The 16764-nt window shown below is 65.1% G+C and carries 20 protein-coding genes; 9 read left to right on the top strand and 11 right to left on the bottom strand.

The features are described 5' to 3' along the window. Positions 1 to 399: 399 nt before the first annotated feature. From QAZ47_RS04395 to QAZ47_RS04385, 3 genes are all read left to right on the top strand, one after another. Positions 400 to 2238, top strand: coding sequence for a DEAD/DEAH box helicase (locus tag QAZ47_RS04395; protein ID WP_278232649.1), 1839 nt, complete (start codon positions 400 to 402; stop codon positions 2236 to 2238). Positions 2239 to 2622: 384 nt separating this feature from the next. Beyond that, positions 2623 to 3336: a DUF805 domain-containing protein gene (locus QAZ47_RS04390; RefSeq protein WP_278232648.1), complete on the top strand. Its 714-nt coding sequence runs from the start codon at positions 2623 to 2625 to the stop codon at positions 3334 to 3336. Positions 3337 to 3412: 76 nt separating this feature from the next. Beyond that, positions 3413 to 4069: a DUF805 domain-containing protein gene (locus QAZ47_RS04385; protein ID WP_278232647.1), complete on the top strand. Its 657-nt coding sequence runs from the start codon at positions 3413 to 3415 to the stop codon at positions 4067 to 4069. On the opposite strand, the gene QAZ47_RS04380 is transcribed toward QAZ47_RS04385, so the two are convergent. From QAZ47_RS04380 to leuD, 6 genes are all read right to left on the bottom strand, one after another. Then, a complete protein-coding gene (locus QAZ47_RS04380; RefSeq protein WP_278232646.1) occupies positions 4059 to 4544 on the bottom strand; it encodes a GNAT family N-acetyltransferase in 486 nt (161 codons plus the stop codon). The genes QAZ47_RS04385 and QAZ47_RS04380 overlap by 11 nt on opposite strands. A 5-nt stretch (positions 4545 to 4549) precedes the next feature. Continuing rightward, positions 4550 to 5653, bottom strand: coding sequence for a 3-isopropylmalate dehydrogenase (leuB, locus tag QAZ47_RS04375; protein ID WP_278205775.1), 1104 nt, complete (start codon positions 5651 to 5653; stop codon positions 4550 to 4552). A gap of 351 nt (positions 5654 to 6004) precedes the next feature. Next, on the bottom strand, positions 6005 to 6355 hold the full coding sequence (locus QAZ47_RS04370; protein WP_278233773.1) for a VOC family protein: 351 nt from the start codon (positions 6353 to 6355) through the stop codon (positions 6005 to 6007). 62 nt (positions 6356 to 6417) lie between these two features. Continuing rightward, positions 6418 to 6801 (bottom strand): RidA family protein, encoded by a 384-nt coding sequence (locus QAZ47_RS04365; protein WP_278232645.1) that lies wholly within the window; start codon positions 6799 to 6801, stop codon positions 6418 to 6420. A gap of 341 nt (positions 6802 to 7142) precedes the next feature. Beyond that, complete coding sequence (locus QAZ47_RS04360) at positions 7143 to 8093, bottom strand: hypothetical protein (protein ID WP_278232644.1); 951 nt, start codon at positions 8091 to 8093, stop codon at positions 7143 to 7145. Between the two features lie 72 nt (positions 8094 to 8165). After that, positions 8166 to 8771 (bottom strand): 3-isopropylmalate dehydratase small subunit, encoded by a 606-nt coding sequence (leuD, locus tag QAZ47_RS04355; protein ID WP_278205772.1) that lies wholly within the window; start codon positions 8769 to 8771, stop codon positions 8166 to 8168. Between the two features lie 160 nt (positions 8772 to 8931). Between leuD and QAZ47_RS04350 the strand changes: the two genes are divergently transcribed. The 4 genes from QAZ47_RS04350 (at position 8932) to QAZ47_RS04335 (ending at position 10729) form a co-directional block, all read left to right on the top strand. After that, a complete protein-coding gene (locus QAZ47_RS04350) occupies positions 8932 to 9357 on the top strand; it encodes a GNAT family N-acetyltransferase (protein WP_278205770.1) in 426 nt (141 codons plus the stop codon). Positions 9358 to 9432: 75 nt separating this feature from the next. After that, complete coding sequence (locus QAZ47_RS04345) at positions 9433 to 9753, top strand: metalloregulator ArsR/SmtB family transcription factor (protein WP_278205768.1); 321 nt, start codon at positions 9433 to 9435, stop codon at positions 9751 to 9753. After that, positions 9750 to 10199 carry an SRPBCC family protein gene (locus tag QAZ47_RS04340; protein ID WP_278205767.1) on the top strand — a complete coding sequence of 150 codons (450 nt, stop codon included), beginning with the start codon at positions 9750 to 9752 and terminating at the stop codon, positions 10197 to 10199. Before QAZ47_RS04345 ends, QAZ47_RS04340 begins: the two co-directional genes overlap by 4 nt. A gap of 38 nt (positions 10200 to 10237) precedes the next feature. Beyond that, positions 10238 to 10729, top strand: a complete 492-nt coding sequence (locus QAZ47_RS04335) for an SRPBCC family protein (RefSeq protein WP_278232643.1) — start codon at positions 10238 to 10240, stop codon at positions 10727 to 10729. A gap of 161 nt (positions 10730 to 10890) precedes the next feature. Here QAZ47_RS04335 and QAZ47_RS04330 read toward each other — a convergent pair whose 3' ends face one another. The 4 genes from QAZ47_RS04330 to QAZ47_RS04315 all read right to left on the bottom strand — a co-directional run bounded on the left by QAZ47_RS04330 (position 10891) and on the right by QAZ47_RS04315 (position 14603). Next, positions 10891 to 12057, bottom strand: coding sequence for an FAD-binding oxidoreductase (locus QAZ47_RS04330; RefSeq protein WP_278232642.1), 1167 nt, complete (start codon positions 12055 to 12057; stop codon positions 10891 to 10893). 74 nt (positions 12058 to 12131) lie between these two features. Beyond that, positions 12132 to 13703, bottom strand: coding sequence for an ATP-binding protein (locus QAZ47_RS04325; protein WP_278232641.1), 1572 nt, complete (start codon positions 13701 to 13703; stop codon positions 12132 to 12134). Next, positions 13691 to 14389, bottom strand: coding sequence for a response regulator transcription factor (locus QAZ47_RS04320; protein ID WP_278233772.1), 699 nt, complete (start codon positions 14387 to 14389; stop codon positions 13691 to 13693). The genes QAZ47_RS04325 and QAZ47_RS04320 overlap by 13 nt, the downstream gene beginning before the upstream one ends. Before the next feature lie 43 nt (positions 14390 to 14432). Continuing rightward, positions 14433 to 14603 (bottom strand): hypothetical protein, encoded by a 171-nt coding sequence (locus QAZ47_RS04315; protein ID WP_278232640.1) that lies wholly within the window; start codon positions 14601 to 14603, stop codon positions 14433 to 14435. A gap of 179 nt (positions 14604 to 14782) precedes the next feature. On the opposite strand from QAZ47_RS04315, the gene QAZ47_RS04310 reads away from it, so the two are divergent. Then, complete coding sequence (locus tag QAZ47_RS04310; protein ID WP_278232639.1) at positions 14783 to 15664, top strand: CoA ester lyase; 882 nt, start codon at positions 14783 to 14785, stop codon at positions 15662 to 15664. Positions 15665 to 15693: 29 nt separating this feature from the next. Next, positions 15694 to 15900: a DUF1737 domain-containing protein gene (locus tag QAZ47_RS04305; RefSeq protein ID WP_278232638.1), complete on the top strand. Its 207-nt coding sequence runs from the start codon at positions 15694 to 15696 to the stop codon at positions 15898 to 15900. A 262-nt stretch (positions 15901 to 16162) separates the two neighbouring features. On the opposite strand, the gene QAZ47_RS04300 is transcribed toward QAZ47_RS04305, so the two are convergent. Next, positions 16163 to 16600 carry a metallopeptidase family protein gene (locus QAZ47_RS04300; protein WP_278232637.1) on the bottom strand — a complete coding sequence of 146 codons (438 nt, stop codon included), beginning with the start codon at positions 16598 to 16600 and terminating at the stop codon, positions 16163 to 16165. Between the last annotated feature and the right edge of the window lie 164 nt (positions 16601 to 16764).

Raw genomic sequence — 16764 nt, 5'->3', positions numbered from 1 at the left:
CGCGCATCGTGGCTGGGGGTATCGAATGCAAGAAGAGCCATCAAAAGGCCGCGCATCGAAGACGATCCCGTTCGGTGCCGGCTTTTACGCGCTTTGGTAAAAGAGTCAATCGGCGTAGCGCCTCTCCTTCTCCCCTTGTGGGAGAAGGTGGATCGGCGCGCAGCGCCGAGACGGATGAGGGGTGTTCCAGCGGAGTGAGACGCCGGCTTTCCCTGGAACACCCCTCATCCGGCCGCTTCGCGGCCACCTTCTCCCACAAGGGGAGAAGGGAGAAGCGGCGCCGCTTGCTCTGTACAACGGCGGCTGCAGGAAGTACGAACGCCCAAATTCGTTCGGCTGGCGTAGTGCCGGCCTTGTGCTCCACGACGAGCGCAGAACCCCGAATTCCGAAAGAACAAGATGTCCAGTTTCGAAACGATCGTGCCTGCGCTGGCGGAGGCGCTGCAAAATCGCGGCTATGTCGAGCTGACCGCCGTCCAGAAGGCGGTGCTGGCGCCAGGGCTGGGCGCGGCCGACGCGCTGGTTTCGGCCCAGACCGGCTCCGGCAAGACGGTTGCCTTCGGCCTTGCCCTGGCGCCGAGCCTGCTCGGCGGAGCAGAACGCTTCGCCGCCGCCGGCGCGCCGCTGGGGCTGGTCGTGGCGCCGACCCGGGAATTGGCGCTGCAGGTGCGGCGCGAGCTGGAATGGCTCTACGCGCTGACCGGCGCGACCGTAGCATCGTGCGTCGGAGGCATGGACATGCGCGGCGAGCGGCGCGCGCTGGAGCGTGGCGCCCACATCGTCGTCGGCACGCCCGGCCGGCTGCGCGACCATATCAGTCGCGGCGCGCTCGACATGTCGGCGCTGAAGGCCGTGGTGCTGGACGAGGCCGACGAGATGCTCGACCTCGGCTTCCGCGAGGACCTCGAATTCATCCTCGACGCCGCGCCCGCCGAGCGGCGCACGCTGATGTTTTCCGCCACCGTGCCGCGCTCCATCGCCACGCTGGCGAAGAGCTACCAGCGCGACGCCGTGCGCATCTCCGCCGGCAGTGCGGAAAAGCAGCATCTCGACATCGAATACCGGGCGCTCTCCGTCGCGCCGGCCGATCGCGAGAACGCCATCATCAACGTGCTGCGCTACTACGAGGCCACCAACGCGATGGTGTTCTGCAACACCCGCGCCGCCGTCAACCATCTCACCGCGCGCTTCAACAACCGCAATTTCTCCGTCGTGGCGCTTTCCGGCGAGCTCAGCCAGAACGAGCGCAGCCACGCGCTGCAGGCGATGCGCGACGGCCGCGCCAGGATCTGCATCGCCACCGACGTGGCGGCGCGCGGCATCGACCTGCCCAATCTCGACTTGGTCATCCACGCCGACCTGCCGACCAATCCGGAGACGCTGCTGCATCGCAGCGGCCGCACCGGGCGCGCCGGGCGAAAAGGCGTCAGCGCGCTGATCGTGCCGGGCAACGCCCGCCGTCGCACCGAGCGGCTGCTTGCCAATGCCGGCCTGACCGCGACCTGGGCGAGCCCGCCTTCGGCCGACGAGGTGCTGAGGCGCGACGACGAACGCATCCTGGCCGACCCGGCTTTCGACGAGCCGGTGAAGGACGAGGAGCGTGACTTCGCCACGGCGCTTCTCGAGCAGCATGGCGCCGAACTGGTGGCCGCCGCCTTCGTGCGGCTCTGCCGCGGCAGCCGCTCGGCGCCCGAGGACCTGCTCGACGTCGCGCCGTTCGCGCCGTCGAAAGAAAAGTTCGCGCGCAGGGACGAAGCACCCGGCCGCCGCGACGATTTCGGCGACAGCGTCTGGTTCTCGCTGTCGGTGGGACGCCGGCAGAATGCCGAACCGCGCTGGCTGATCCCGATGCTGTGCCGCACCGGCAACATCTCCAAGCGCGAGATCGGCGCCATCAAGATGCAGCCGGAGGAAACCTTCGTGCAGGTCGCGGCCGACTGGGCCGACCGGTTCCTCGCGGCGATCGGCCCCGACCGCAAACTGCAGGGCAGCATCGCGGTGAAGCGGCTGGACGGCACGCCGGACCTTTCGAGAGCCGGCTACCAGCCGCCGAAACCAGAGAAGAAGCCGCATCGCGGCAAGCGTGCTTTCGATCAGAACGCGCCCAAGTTCGAGAAGCGCGCGCCGAGCGAGCATCGGCCCGCCGGCACGGCGGAGTCGAAGCCCTGGGCGAAGAAGCCCGGCAAGGCGAAGTTCGACAAGCCGGCAAAGCACAAGAAGGCGAAGCGGCCTGGCTGAGATTCGCGATCGAGCTGGAAGGCGACCCGGCGAAGGCCTGCATCTTTCTTCGGTCGCAAATCGCAACCTTCAAGATTAGCCGAAGCGCGACCGGGAGCCACCACGCATTCGTCATCCTATGGCGGAGCAAGGAGCGGAGCGACGCAGCGCAGACCATAGGATCCATTCCGTTACCTACAAGCGTTGCAGCGGTGCAGGAAAGGCCTTCGTTCTGCACCGCCTTTCCCTTCGCGCGAGGTCACGGCATGGATCCTCGGGTCTACGCGTCCGCTTCGCTCCCGCTCCGCCCGTGGATGACGAAGTTCGAACGCTTCATCGCAACCCTCTTGCGATCCGCGCCGACTTTAAACAGTCTGAGCAAGGCGCAACTTTGGGGGACAGGCAATGCGCGGCGAAGTTCTTCACTATGACGAGCAGCAGGGCTTCGGTTTCATCGCCGGTGCCGACGGCAGGCGCTACAGCTTCGCGCGCGAGGACCTGCGCCGCGACATGGCGCTGGCAAGGGGCGCCGAGGTCGAATTCCAGCCGAACGGCGACCGGGCGAGCAACATCTTTTCCGTCCGTGCCCGCGTGACCGGCTCGGCGGAGAGCACAGCTCCTGCCACGGCGGCAGCGGTTCAGCTGCCGGGAAGCGCACCGGCAGTGCCTGCGCATTTTGGCCGCAACGCCGAGAGCGGATCGGCGGAATCCACCAGTATGTGGAGCTATTTCTGGCGCGGTCTCACGACGAATTACGTCAACTTCTCCGCCCGGGCCCGGCGCAAGGAGTTCTGGGGCTTTTGCCTGTTCTGGACGATCGGCCTCGTCGTCGCCACCGGCATCGGGCTGTCCGTGGACCTGTCGCGAGGCGATGTCGAGGGCGGCGGCGACGCGCCGATCGTCATGCTCGGCCTCTTCGGTCTTTACGTGCTGCTGACGTTCCTGCCGTGGGTCGCGCTTATCGTGCGCCGCCTGCACGATCTCGGCCTGACCGGCTGGCTCGCGATCCTCTGCTTCGTGCCCTATGTCGGCGGGCTGGCCACGCTCGTCTTCGCGCTGATCCCCACCCAGGCAGGCGACAACAAGTGGGGACCGGTGCCGGCCGGGGTGAAATTCTAACGTTAAGCGTGCGTATTGCAATTTTCTGCAACCATAGATAGGTTTTGTGCAGTGGCCCGCAATGAGGGGGAAGGCAGTGCGCGGTTCAGTATTTCACTGCGACGAGGAAAACGACTACGGCTACATCAACGGCGTTGACGGCAAGCGTTACATCTTCAGCCGTGGCGACCTGACCCAGGATATGAACATTGCCAGAGGCATGCTGGTCGAGTTCACCCCGGATGACGGAACGGCGCATGATATCATCGCCGCGGGGCCTGCCGCGCCATCCTTGGACGGCAATCTTCAGCAGCGCGGCCACACCGCCGAAAACCGCTCCGCCAGGTCGATGGGACTGTGGGGCTATTTCTTGCGCGCACTCATCGACGACTACCGCAATTTCACCGGTCGCGCCCGCCGCAAGGAGTTTTGGGCGTTCTATCTCTGGTTCAACGTCGTGCTCGTCGCGCTGTTCGGCTTCGGCATTCTGCTCAACCTGGCGATAAGCGGTTTCGATGACGGTCCGAGAACCTCGATCGGCTACATTCCAGTCCTGCTTTTCGTGCTGGTAGCGATCCTGCCGTCGATCGCAGTCGTCGTGCGGCGTCTGCATGACATCGGTCTGACCGGCTGGCTTGTCTTGCTTTGCTATACTCCGGCTTTGGGGGCCGTGGCCTTTCTCGTCTTCGGCCTTCTTCCCTCTCAATTCAGAGAGAACCGGTGGGGACCGATGCCGGCCGGAGTCACAGTTTAGCAGCTGTCCTCAGCGCCTCGCCCGACAGCCTGAGGAAGATCTTTTGCCCGTGGCGCTCGGCGCCGAGCCGGTCGTAGAAGCGCAGCGCACCCTCGTTCCAGTCCTCGGTGGTGAGGTCGATGCGGCCGATGCCCTTGTCCAGGCAATGGCCCGCAAGAAAGCTGACCAGCGCCTGGCCGACACCTCGATTGCGGGCGCTCTCACGCACGAACAGGTCCTTCAAAAACATCAGCCGTTCGAGATCGATGCCGGGATGCGCGATCGCGACCGAAGCAAGGCCGGCCACCTCGCCACCCGCGAAGGCCAGCGCGAAATGCGGATAGGCCGGGCTTTCGTCGCCGAGCCACTGCCTTGCCGAGGCCGCCGCCCGGCCGTGATCGAGCGGCGCCTGCCGATAGTGCGTCGCCATCTCGCAAAGCACGGTGGCGAGCGCCTCGGCGTCTTCGGTCGTCGCCCAGTGGACGTCGACCACCATTTGAGTCACCCCAGGAACTTGGCGATGATGGCGTCACCCATCTCGACCGTGCCAACCTCGGTCATGCCTTCGGACATGATGTCCTTGGTGCGCAGCCCGTCGTCGAGCACGGCGGCGATCGCCGCCTCGAGCTTGTCGGCTTCCGCCACCATGCCGAAGGAATAGCGCAGGCACATGGCGAAGGACGCGATCATCGCGATCGGATTGGCGATGCCCTTGCCGGCGATGTCGGGCGCAGAGCCGTGCACCGGCTCGTAGAGCGCCTTGCGCTTCTTGGTCTTGGCATCCGGCGCGCCGAGCGAGGCCGAAGGCAGCATGCCGATCGAGCCGGTGAGCATGGCGGCGATGTCGGAAAGCATGTCGCCGAACAGATTGTCGGTGACGATGACGTCGAACTGCTTCGGCCAGCGCACCAGCTGCATGCCGCCGGCGTCGGCCAGCATGTGGTCGAGCTTGACGTCGCTGTACTTGGCCTTGTGGGTCTGGGTGACCACCTCGTTCCACAGCACGCCCGACTTCATGACGTTGCGCTTTTCCATCGAGGTGACGTGGTTCTTGCGCGTCCGCGCCAGCTCGAAGGCGACGCCGGAGATGCGCTCGATCTCGAACGTGTCGTAGACCTGGGTGTCGATGCCGCGCTTCTGGCCGTTGCCGAGATCGATGATCTGCTTCGGCTCGCCGAAATAGACGCCGCCGGTGAGCTCGCGCACGATCAATATGTCGAGGCCTTCGACCACCTCCTGCTTGAGCGAGGAGGATGCCGCGAGCGCCGGATAGCAGATCGCCGGACGCAGATTGGCGAACAGCTCCATGTCCTTGCGCAGGCGCAAAAGCCCGGCCTCGGGGCGTACCTCGTAAGGCACCTTGTCCCATTTCGGCCCGCCGACGGCACCGAACAGCACCGCGTCCGCCGCCATCGCCTTTTCCATGTCGGCGTCGGAGATCGCCGCGCCGTGCGCGTCGTAGGCGCAGCCGCCGACCAGCCCTTCGTCGGTGGCAAAGCCGCTGCCGAGCTTCTTATTCATGGCGCCAATCAGCTTCTTCACCTCGGCCATGGCCTCGGGGCCGATGCCGTCGCCGGCGAGCAGGAAGAGATTTTTCGAAGCCATGGAGAACCGTCCCAATAGTATTAGAGAAACCGCGGCCTTGCTAAACGCCAAGCGGGCTGGGCGCAAGAGGATGACTGGGCATTGCGAGACTCGTCAGCGTGACTGATCAGGCCGAGGCTTGATTGCCAACGTGGTTCCCCCAATCCGTCGCTGCTTCGCAGCGCCACCTTACCCCCTCCGGAGGGAAAGGAAGGGAGCCTTGCTGGACGAGCGTTAACGGCAAGAAGCCTGGCGCCTTTCCTCTACCCCGTCGATCGGGGGAGAGGTGGCTCGGCGAAGCCGAGACGGAGTGGGGGTCGACCAGCGCTGCGTTGGACAATGCGTGCGCCAGCCGCTTGGAAATGTGTGCGCCTACCGGTGCGAGAGAATATTGACCAGCCGGCCGAACGGGTCGCGCACATAGAACCGCCGCACGCCCCAGGGCTCGTCGGCCGGACCATATTCGATGGTAAAGGCCGCCTTGCGCATGCGGTCGAGCGCGTCGTCGACATCGTCGACCTCGATGGACAGATCCGGCACCGGCGTGCCAGAGCCGCCTTGCGCCATGAAGCTCATCTGCACCTGCATCGTTTCCCCGGAACCGTAGGTTACGATCCAGCCTTGATCCATCAGCACGTCGAGGCCGAGAACGTCCTGATAGAAGCGTTTCGCCGCCGCGACGTCTGGCGTTTCGATGTTGGCGACAATGCGCCTGACCTTCACCATGCGCCGATCCTTGATTTATCCATGTCGTCCCGGCAGTTCGCGCCTTGGCGCGCCCGGCATCAAGCCGTGCGCCTGAGCGCCGTCACCTCGATCTCGATCTTCATCTCAGGCTTGTTGAGCTGGCAGACGATCATCGTCGCCGCGGGACGGATGTCGCCGAAGGTCTCGCCGAGGATCGGGAAGACGACGTCAACATGGGCCTGGTCGGTGATATAATAGTGCGCCCGCACCACATCGGCCATGTCGAAGCCGCCGTCGGCAAGCGCCTTGGCGATGGTGGCGAGGCAGTTGCGCGTCTGCGCCTCGATCGTCTTAGGCATCGTCATGGTGGCATAGTCGTAGCCGGTCGTTCCGGACACGAAACACCAGTCGCCCTGCACCACAGCGCGCGAATAGCCGGCGGTCTTCTCGAAGGGGGAGCCGGTGGAGATGAGCTTGCGCATGGGGTGCCTCGCGGTTGGTTGGCACGCATTTAGCAGGAGAAGCGCGGAGCGATCGTGGGCCAAGCCGGGCGGACTGTTGTCACGAAGGCAAACGCAAGCCTCAGAGATTCGCCGAAGCATCCCTCCGGTCGTCATTCCAGGGCGGAGCAAGGAGCGAAGCGACGCGCGCAGACCCTGGAATCCATGCCGTTACGCCAAGGCGCCGCCCAGCGGTGCAGAATTCTGCGCGGATGCATTCCTCGGCAGCGGTCACGGAATGGATCCTCGGGTCTGCGCTCCGCTGCGCGTCGCTCCGCCCGTGGATGACGAAGCCGCGATGGCCGGCACCACTGCCGCGAACCCTAATTCCCCGGCCCCTGCGCCTCGTCCAGCGCCTTCTTGATATCCGCCGGCCAGCTCTTGACGTCGGGCCAGGCTTGCGGCTCGCCATTGTCGCCGCGGCGGGCGAAATAGACCTGATGCTTTGCCGGGTCGACCGCCATGAAGCCGTCGTTGCCGCCGCAGTCATGCGGCACGCAGCCGCTGGCGTAGAAGGCGCCCGACGCCGTCTTTTCGGTGCCGCCGCCCACCAGCAGGCTGGTCGCCACGTCGGGCATGTCCTTGCCGAGCAGCGCTTCGGCCGCCTTGTAGACGGCCTCGTTGTGGAAGGCGTCGATGATGTTGTCGTATTTCGACGGATCGACATCCTTCCAATCGGTGCCGGGTTCCGGCGTGTAGGTGAGGTTGCCGGACGTCGTCAGCCCGCCGGTGGGCGACCATTGCAGCGCCGGCCTCGTCTCTCCCGGCAGCAGATAGGGCACGTAGTAGATGGCGCTGTCGGAAACCGCGACCGGCGGCGCGCCGCACTCGTCCTGCTCGACGGTGACGGTCTGGATCTCGCCGCCCTCCGTCTTCCAGGCGATCACGCTGGCCGGGCCGCATTGATTGCCGCCATCGCCGACATCGAACAGCGCCACCTTGATGCCGCCGACCTCGACGATCTTCTCGAAGAAGACGTCGTAATTGCTGGCGAGCTCTTTGCCGTCATAGGCCAGCACCTTCTCGCCATACTGTTCCTGCTGGGTGATGGTGAACTGGCCGTCCTCGAAGGGGATCGGACCCTGCTTTTCCTCATCCGACGCGGCCTGGTCGTCAGCCGATCCCTGATCGGCGGCACCCTGGCCGGCGGTGGACTGGTCGGACGCCGCGGGCGCCTGCTGGGTGGCCGGCGCCTCGGTCTGCGCATTGGCGCCGGCCAGGGCCAGAAGGATTGCCGCCGAGGCGCAGGCGCCGGCCAGAAGCGAGCGTGTCATGACTGTCCCTCCACTCAGCCGCCACGAGCCCGGCCGGCAATGGCCGGGTCTATCGATTTGAAACTAAGCCGCTCAGGCCCAGGGGCGCAGCTCGGCGTTCTTCTTCTCGAACGAAGCGATGGCGCCGGCCTTCTCCATGGTCAGCCCGATGTCGTCGAGGCCGTTGAGCAGGCAGTGGCGCTTGAAGTCGTCGAGGTCGAACTTGACCACGCCGCCATCCGGCCCGCGGATTTCCTTGGCCTCGAGATCGACCGACAGCGTCGCGTTCGAGCCGCGCGAGGCGTCGTCCATCAGCTTGTCCAGGTCTTCCGGGCTGACGGTGATCGGCAGGATGCCGTTCTTGAAGCAGTTGTTGTAGAAAATGTCGGCGAACGAGGTCGAGATCACGCAGCGAATGCCGAAATCGAGCAGCGCCCAGGGCGCATGCTCGCGGCTCGAGCCGCAGCCGAAATTGTCGCCGGCGACCAGGATCTGCGCCTTGCGGTAGGCGGGCTTGTTGAGCACGAAATCTGGATTCTCCGAACCGTCTTCCTTGTAGCGCATCTCGGCGAAGAGGCCGGTGCCAAGGCCGGTGCGCTTGATCGTCTTCAGGTAATCCTTCGGGATGATCATGTCGGTGTCGATGTTGACGATCGGCATGGGCGCGGCGACGCCGGTGAGCTTGGTGAATTTGTCCATGGTCCTTGCCCGTCTCGGTTCTGCGGGAATTGCTGGCGCACGGTTTACACAAAGCGGCTGGCAAATGAAAGGCAGCTGTTGGCAGTTGAGTTTGGGCCATTGGACGCAAGACCGGCATCGCCTGCTTTCAAAACGCCGATCGATCTGGCACCGTGGCGGCATGGCACCGACTCCCAAGATCCTCTACGCAAGCGAGCCCACGCTCGATGTGGCCGAATTCCGCCGCGTGCTGGTGGAATCCCGCCTTGGCGAAACGCGGCCGATCGATGACGAGGCCCGCCTGAAGACGATGCTGGGCAACGCCAGCCTGGTGCTGACGGCGCGTCTCGATGTCGAAGGCAAGCCGCTTGTCGGCGTCGCCCGCGGCGTCACCGACTTCTCCTGGGTCTGCTATATTTCCGAGCTCGCCGTGTCCGCCTCGGCGCAAGGGCTCGGCATCGGCAAGGGCCTGATGGACGAGGCGCGCCGCCAGCTCGGCCCTGCGGTCGGCATCGGCCTGATCTCGGTGCCCGACGCCGTCGGTTTTTACGAGCGCATCGGCATGCAACGCATGACCGACGCTTTCTGGTTCTCCCGCAAGCACTGACTCCATTCACCGGCAAGTGATTGCTTGGTTTGTCACGACGCTTGACATGCAACCAAATGGTTGCATATTAAAGCCATGAGCATGGATGCCGTCTTTCGCGCTTTGGCCGACCCGACCCGCCGGCAATTGCTGGACAGCCTCTATGCCCGGAACGGGCAGACGCTGAACGCGCTCTGCGAACGGATGGACATGACCCGCCAGGCGGTGACCAAGCACCTGGCGATCCTGGAAGAAGCAAACCTCGTCACCACCGTCCGCAACGGGCGCGAAAAGGAGCACTACCTCAACCCCGTTCCGATCAACGAGATCGCCGAGCGCTGGATCGGCAAGTTCGAGCGCCATCGGCTGGATGCATTGAGCGACCTGAAGAAACGACTTGAAAGGGAAGAGCCGTGAGCGACAACACCTTCGTCTACGTCACCTATATCCGCACCACGCCCGAAAAGCTCTGGACGGCGCTGACCGACCCTGAGTTCAACCGGCAGTTCTTCCTCTGCTCCTACCAGGAGAGCGACTGGAAGGTGGGCTCGAGCTGGAAGCTGGTCTTCCCCGACGGCCGCGTCGCCGACTCGGGCGAGATCCTCGAGATCGACCCGCCCAGACGTCTGGTCATCAAATGGCGCAACGAATGGATGCCTGAGGTGAAGGAGGACGGCTACACCCGCTGCACCTTCACCATCGAGCAGGATGGCGAGCTGATGAAGCTTGCCGTCACCCATGAGGCCGACGGCCCGCACCGGCTGATCGCGAATGTCGCCAAGGGCTGGCCGCTGGTGCTGGCGAGCCTGAAGAGCCTGCTCGAGACCGGCAAGGGTTTCGAGCGCCCGCCGTCAAAGGGCTGAGCCTCGTTCGATATCGAACAACCGCTGAGGAGGTTGCAATGATGCTGCCGCATAACTGGCCGCGAGCCATGGCGAACGCCGAGACGGTCATGGCCGCGGCCGAAATCCTCGCGTCGCCGGAGCAGGTCCTTGCGGCGCTGGTCACCACTGACGTCGAGCGCTGGTGGGGTTCACCGGAGACCTACCGGATGACCGGCTGGACCGCCGATCTTCGCGTCGGCGGAGCCTGGACCGTCACGGTACGGACTCCCGACGGCAGGCGCCTGCCCGCCGGCGGGACGTTCCTCGAGATAGAGATGCCGCGCCGCATCGTGCAGACGAGGCGCTATGACTGGAATCACCCGACGCTCGGCCGCCACGAGACCACGGTCGCCTATCTGCTGGAGTCGACCGCCGCCGGCACCCGGCTCACCATCTGTCACGGCGGGTTTGCAGGGTTTGCCGATGCAGCGGCCGAGCATGCCGAGGGCTGGGCGCGGGTGCTTGGGTGGCTGCAGGGATATTTTGGCGAAGGACGGCGGGCGGCTTAGCACCTCCCCTTCTCCCCTTGTGGGAGAAGGTGGATCGGCGCGCAGCGCCGAGACGGATGAGGGGTGTTCCAGCGGAGTGAGACGCTGGCATTCCCTGGAACACCCCTCATCCATCGCCTTCGGCGACACCTTCCCCCACAAGGGGGGAAGGGGGCGCTGGCCTAGATCACGTTCAGCTCCCGGAACGCCCGCCCCTCGGCCACCCTCCCATACCCGAACGCCGAGCAGTCGATCGTGCGATACCCGCCATGCACGATCAGCTCCGAAAGCGCCTTGCCGACCGCCGGCGCCTGCTGCAGGCCGTGGCCGGAGAAGCCGTTGGCGAAGAGGAAGTTCCCGACCTCCGGGTGCGGCCCGATCACCGCGTTCTGGTCGAGCGTGTTATAGTCGTAGTGCCCGACCCAAGCGCGCGTCGGCTTGATCGCCTCGAAGGCGGGGATGCGGGTGGCCAAGGTCGGCCAGATCACCTCTTCGAACAGCGGCCACTCGACCTCGAAATCCCCGGGATCGGGAGCATGATCGCCTTCCTCCGGCTCGGCGCCGCCGGTGAGGTAGACCGAGCCTTCGGGCCGCACATAGATGCCGGAGGGATCGACCAGCAGCGGCATGCCGGCATATTTCTCGCGCGCCTCGAAGACGAAGACGTTGCGCTTGCGCGGCTCGACCGGCAGCGCGAGCCCGGCAAAAGCCGCGACCTTGCCGGCGTTCGGTCCGGCGGCGTTGACGACGATGCCGGCTTCGAGCCGCTCGCCATTGTCGAGGCTGACGCCGGTGACGCGGTTGCCCTCGCGCGCAATGCCGGTGACCGAGGCGGCGATGAAATCGATCTTCTTGTCGCGCAGCGCCTTGCGGAACAGCATCAGCAGCGCATGCGCGTCGAACCAGCCTTCGCCGCTGCGGCCATAGGCCCCGGCGGAAATACCTTCGGCCGACAGCCACGGGAAACGGCGCGTCAGCTGATCGGCATCTTCCAGCACGATGTCGGCGCCTTCGGCGATCTGCGTCTCGTGATTGGCCTTCAGAATCGGCAGTCCGGCCTCGCCGGCAAGGATGAGATAGCCGCCCTCGCGGAAGCCGATATCGGCGTCGGCGCCGAACGTTTCCTTCAGCCGCCGGAACAGTTTCAGCGTGAATTGCGACAGGCGGATGTTTTCCGGGATGGAGAATTGCTGGCGGATCGAGGCCAGCGACAGCGTCGTCGCCGAATGGGAAAATTGCGGATCGCGCTCGATCAGCGCGATCGAACCCGAAAAACCCTCTTCGCGCAAATAGTAGGCGAGCGAGGACCCGACGATGGCCCCGCCGATGATGACGATGTCGTAGCGCACTTCTTTCGGCTCTCCGGCTTAGGACATGATCCCGAAAAGTGGGAGCCGGTTTTCGGACGAGATCATGCTCAGACTCAAACTACCGGCAGATCGATCTCGAAGCGCGTGCCGCGTTCGGAGTCAACCAGCCTGATCGTGCCATCATGCGCTTTCAGGAGGGCCAGCACGATGCCGAGGCCCATGCCGGTGCCGCCGGCCTCGCGCCTTGTGGTGAAGAACGGCTCGAATACTTTTGCCCGGTTGCTGGCCGAAATGCCGTCGCCGTCGTCACCGACATGGACCGTTACTCTGTCTCCGGCGGCCGCGGCATCCATCGTCACCTGCTTCGCGCTATGCCTGGCCGAATTGTCGATGAGGTTGGCGAGCACGATCGCGAGATTCTCGCCCGAGATGCCGAGGCCGATATCGCCACCCGATCCGATGCGCGCCTCCAGCCTGGTGTCGATCGGCAGCAGCGCCAGCGCCGCATGGAGCGTCGTGCTTTCACCGCTCGGCGCCAGGTTTTCGGCGCGCGCCAGTTCGAGCAGCCGGCGCACCAGCAGGTTGAGCCGTCCGGCATCGGTGACGATGTTGTCGGAAAAGCGTCGCCGCTCGGCCTCGTCCATCGTCCCGTCGGAATCCCTCAGCAATTCCGCCGCGCCCTGGATCGCCGTCAGCGGCGATTTCAGCTCGTGCGAGACATGGGTGGCGAAGGTCTGGATGCTGTCGGAGCGTGACTGCAGTTTTTGCGCCATGTCGAGGAAGGCGGCCGACAGCGCCGCCATCTCGCGCGTGCCGTGATGGGCGAGCGGCCGCATCGCCTCGCGATCGCCCGCTGCGATCCGCTTGGTACGCTCGATCAGCGCGTAGATCGGCCGGCTGACGGTACGGATGAACACCAGCGCGATCAGCAGCGTGCCGCCGACGATGGCGATGGCGGCGAGCGTGACCTTGCCGCGTTCGCCATAGAGGTGCTTGACGATGTTGTTCGGCGTTCGCGACAGGTAGACCACGCCGGCGACCCGGCCTGCGACCTCGACCGGCAGGGCGACGAAGACGCGCACCTTGGTGCCTCGGCTCACCGAATAGAGCGGCGGCGGCGGCTGGTCCGGGATCCTGAGTCTCAGCTCGCTTGCATAGGCGCCGGCAAGCGCCCGCCGCACCTCCTCGGCCTGGCCGAGCGACTGTCCGACCTCGCCGCCGCCGGCAATCACCACGCCGTGCGGATCGAGCAGCCGGAAGCCGGCGAGCGTCGTCTTCTGCGTCTCGTCCAGAATGCCGTCGAGCCGCGCCCCGACGGCGGCGAAGGCAGGATCGGCGGTGGCGGGAACGGCCGCCGGTCGCGACGGCATGACATCGTCGGCGGCAAGATCGAGCTGCGGCTCGATCGGCTGATAGGGATAGTTATTGTCCCTTGCAGGGTCAGCCGAGATCGGCGCCCCCAACCGCTCCGGAGCGATGCCGGCCGCGCGCACCGCGTCGGCATAGACGGCGGCGACGACCGCGCCCTGCGCGATCAGCTCGCCCTCGGTCTGGCGGATCAGCTGGTTTTCATAAAGCCGGAAGAAGAACAGCCCGACCAGCGGCAGCGCCATCACCACGATCAGGATGGCGACCACGACGGTGGCGAGCCGCGGCCGCCATTTCTCCTTGCTCAACCACCGCATCGGCCGAGCCGGAAGCCGACGCCATGCACCGTCGCGATCGCATCCGAGCAGCCGACCGCCGCCAGCTTGGCGCGGATGTTGCGGATATGGCTGTCGACCGTGCGCTCCGAGACATGGATGTTCGATTGATAGGCGTTGGCCATCACCGCGTCGCGGCCAAGCACATGCTGCGGGCGGGCGAGAAAGCCTTTCAGGATCGCGAACTCGATCGCCGTCAAGGTGAGCGGCTTGCCTTCGAAACTCGCGGCGTGGCTGGCCGGAACGAGCGTCAGCTTGCCATGCGCGAACTGCCGGTCGTCGGCTTCCTCCTCCGCCACCGCCGGGCGGGCGCGCCGCAGGATGACGTTGACGCGGGCGACCAGCTCGCGCGGGCTGAACGGCTTTGTCACATAGTCGTCGCCGCCCATTTCCAGCCCGAGGATGCGGTCGATTTCTTCATCGCGCGCCGACAGGAACAAGACCGGCACGTCGGATTTCTGTCTGAGCCGCCTACAGACCTCCAGCCCGTCCATCTCCGGCATGCCGATGTCGAGCACGATGAGGTCCGGCGCGCGGCGCTCGACCGCCCGCAGCGCCGCGGCGCCGTCGGCGACGGCATTCGTCTTCATGCCGGCCTTTTCCAGCGCGAAGCAGATGATCTCGCGGATATGCGGATCGTCGTCGGCAACGAGGATGTTGTGCGGCATGGAATCAGCGGCCAAGCGTGTAGAGTTCGATGAAACGGCAGGATTAGAGCAATTCCGGGAAAAGTGTGAGACGGTTTTCTGGCCGGAATTGCGATCGCGCGACGAAGGGCAGGACGATCGGCATCGGGCGCAGCCTTTGCGGCTCGACGAGCCACCAGCCGTCGTTGCGCAGCCGGCGCGGCAAGGACCAGCGGAGGTTTTCGCGTGTTCTCATGCCGCCTGTTTCACTGGCGGACGCGAAAAGCTCGGGGCGGATTGGCTAAGAATTTCAGCAATGATTTGCAGATTTCGTGCAGGGCAAATCGCTTCAGGCTGGCGCCAGCGTCTTCTCCCTCAAGGGGGGAGATTGCTCCGCGCCTTGCCTCGCCCGCCTCCAGTCTGCATAGATCGGCTATGACCGTTGACACCTATCGCCCGCGCCGCTCGGTGCTTTACATGCCTGCCTCGAACGACAAGGCGCTGGCCAAGATCCCGTCCTTGGCCTGCGATGCCGTCATCATCGACCTCGAGGATGGCGTGGCGCCCGCCGCCAAGGTTTCCGCACGCGACAAACTTGCAGGCATCCTCGCCGCGCGGCCACAGCGTCGCTGCGAGATGGTGGTGCGCATCAATCCGCTCGGCAGCGAATGGGGCATCGACGACCTGCTGGCCGTCGCCAAGGCCGAGCCCGACGGCATCCTTCTGCCCAAGATCGGCACACCGCGCGACATCCTCGAGGCCGGCGATCGGCTGGATGACGATTTCGCGCCGGACACGGTGAAGCTGTGGGCGATGATCGAGACGCCGAAGGCGCTGCTCAACATCGGTGCCATCGCCGAGCTTGGCCGCGATCCGGCTTCGAGGCTCGCTTGTTTCGTTGCCGGAACGAACGATCTGGTGAAGGCGACCGGCATTCTCGCCACGCCCGACCGGCGTTACCTCATGCCGTGGCTGCTGCAGCTGGTGCTTGCTGCTCGTGCCGGCGGCCTCGACGTGATCGACGGCGTCGCCAATGATTTTCGCGACCTCGACGGTTTTGCCCACGAATGCGCCGAGGCGGCCGCCATGGGCTTCGACGGCAAATCGTTGATCCACCCCGAGCAGATCGAGCCGGCGAACCGCGCCTTTTCGCCGGCGCCGGAGACGCTGGCCAGGGCGCGCGCGATCAGGGACGCGTTCGCGCGGCCTGAAAATGCCGGCAAGGGCGTCATCGCGCTGGACGGCCGCATGGTCGAGCGGCTGCATCTGGCCGAGGCCGAGAAACTTCTGGCGAAGGCCGCAATCATCGGCGCATGATGCGCGGATATTCACGACAGGGTCGAAAAATGAAGCTCTACCGCTTTCTGTCCGGTCCGGACGATTCCACTTTCTGCCACAAGGTGACGGCGGCCCTGAACAAGGGCTGGCACCTGTTTGGCTCGCCGACCTATGGCTTTGACCAGGAAAGCAAGATGATGCGCTGCGGCCAGGCGGTGGTGAAGGATGTCGAGGGTCAGGAATACGGACCCGACACCAAGCTCAGCGATTGGTAGGGTAGAAAGGGCGGCGCCCCTAGGACTTCGTCATCCTAGGGCGGAGCGACGCGAAGCGGAGCGCAGACCCTAGGATCCATGCCGTTACCTGAGCCGAAAAGTGCGACGCTGCAGAACTTGTGTCCTCTCGCTGAAAGGCAGCGCGGCTTCTGAACCGCTGCAACGCTCGCATGTCACGGCATGGATCCTAGGGTCTACGCGCGTCGCTTCGCTCCTTGCTCCGCCCTAGGATGACGAGTTGCCTGGGATGGCGATGTGGTTCTCACCCCGCCGCCGCTTGCTCGGCCGCTTCCTCTATCCGCTCCATGTCGTCGTCCGAGAGGCCGAAATGGTGGCCGATCTCGTGGATCAGCACATGGGTGACGATGTCGCCCAGCGTCTCGTCGTTCTCGGCCCAGTAGTCGAGGATGGCGCGGCGATAGAGCGTGACGCGGTTCGGTCCCTCGCCGGTCTGCGGGTTCCAGCGCTCGGCGATGCCGCGCCCCTCGAACAGGCCGAGCAGGTCGAAGGGCGTCTCCAGCGACAGGTCGTCCATGATCTCGTCGGTCGGGAAGTCGGCGATCTGGATGACGATCTCGCCGGTGAGCTGGCGGAACTCCTCCGGCAGATGGGCATAGGCCTCCAGCGCCAGAAGCTCCATTTCGTCCATCGATGGCGAGAGCTGGTCGTGCCAGGTGCGGGTCTTGTAGATGCGGGCCATGAAGTTTCCTTTGATCCCGGCATATAGGCTTTCGCGCCGATAGAGGCAAATAAGCCGGCCGGCGGGTCATTCCCAGGGCAAAGGCTGAAGGAATAAATTCCTTGCGACTCCGCTTGACTCTTCCGAGGCCCTCTGGAATCTATAAGAACATAACAGGAACAATT

The sequence above is a fragment of the Mesorhizobium sp. WSM4904 genome (genome assembly GCF_029674545.1).
GTDB lineage: Bacteria > Pseudomonadota > Alphaproteobacteria > Rhizobiales > Rhizobiaceae > Mesorhizobium.
This window is presented reverse-complemented; position numbering and strand designations above follow the sequence as displayed.

Coding starts and splice junctions, on each gene's coding strand:
- QAZ47_RS04395 (WP_278232649.1), top strand. CDS start 400: ATGTCCAGTTTCGAAACGATCGTGCCTGCGCTGGCGGAGGCGCTGCAA.
- QAZ47_RS04390 (WP_278232648.1), top strand. CDS start 2,623: ATGCGCGGCGAAGTTCTTCACTATGACGAGCAGCAGGGCTTCGGTTTC.
- QAZ47_RS04380 (WP_278232646.1), bottom strand. CDS start 4,544: ATGGTGGTCGACGTCCACTGGGCGACGACCGAAGACGCCGAGGCGCTC.
- leuB (WP_278205775.1), bottom strand. CDS start 5,653: ATGGCTTCGAAAAATCTCTTCCTGCTCGCCGGCGACGGCATCGGCCCC.
- QAZ47_RS04365 (WP_278232645.1), bottom strand. CDS start 6,801: ATGCGCAAGCTCATCTCCACCGGCTCCCCCTTCGAGAAGACCGCCGGC.
- QAZ47_RS04360 (WP_278232644.1), bottom strand. CDS start 8,093: ATGACACGCTCGCTTCTGGCCGGCGCCTGCGCCTCGGCGGCAATCCTT.
- leuD (WP_278205772.1), bottom strand. CDS start 8,771: ATGGACAAATTCACCAAGCTCACCGGCGTCGCCGCGCCCATGCCGATC.
- QAZ47_RS04350 (WP_278205770.1), top strand. CDS start 8,932: ATGGCACCGACTCCCAAGATCCTCTACGCAAGCGAGCCCACGCTCGAT.
- QAZ47_RS04345 (WP_278205768.1), top strand. CDS start 9,433: ATGAGCATGGATGCCGTCTTTCGCGCTTTGGCCGACCCGACCCGCCGG.
- QAZ47_RS04335 (WP_278232643.1), top strand. CDS start 10,238: ATGATGCTGCCGCATAACTGGCCGCGAGCCATGGCGAACGCCGAGACG.
- QAZ47_RS04325 (WP_278232641.1), bottom strand. CDS start 13,703: ATGCGGTGGTTGAGCAAGGAGAAATGGCGGCCGCGGCTCGCCACCGTC.
- QAZ47_RS04320 (WP_278233772.1), bottom strand. CDS start 14,389: ATGCCGCACAACATCCTCGTTGCCGACGACGATCCGCATATCCGCGAG.
- QAZ47_RS04315 (WP_278232640.1), bottom strand. CDS start 14,603: ATGAGAACACGCGAAAACCTCCGCTGGTCCTTGCCGCGCCGGCTGCGC.
- QAZ47_RS04310 (WP_278232639.1), top strand. CDS start 14,783: ATGACCGTTGACACCTATCGCCCGCGCCGCTCGGTGCTTTACATGCCT.
- QAZ47_RS04305 (WP_278232638.1), top strand. CDS start 15,694: ATGAAGCTCTACCGCTTTCTGTCCGGTCCGGACGATTCCACTTTCTGC.
- QAZ47_RS04300 (WP_278232637.1), bottom strand. CDS start 16,600: ATGGCCCGCATCTACAAGACCCGCACCTGGCACGACCAGCTCTCGCCA.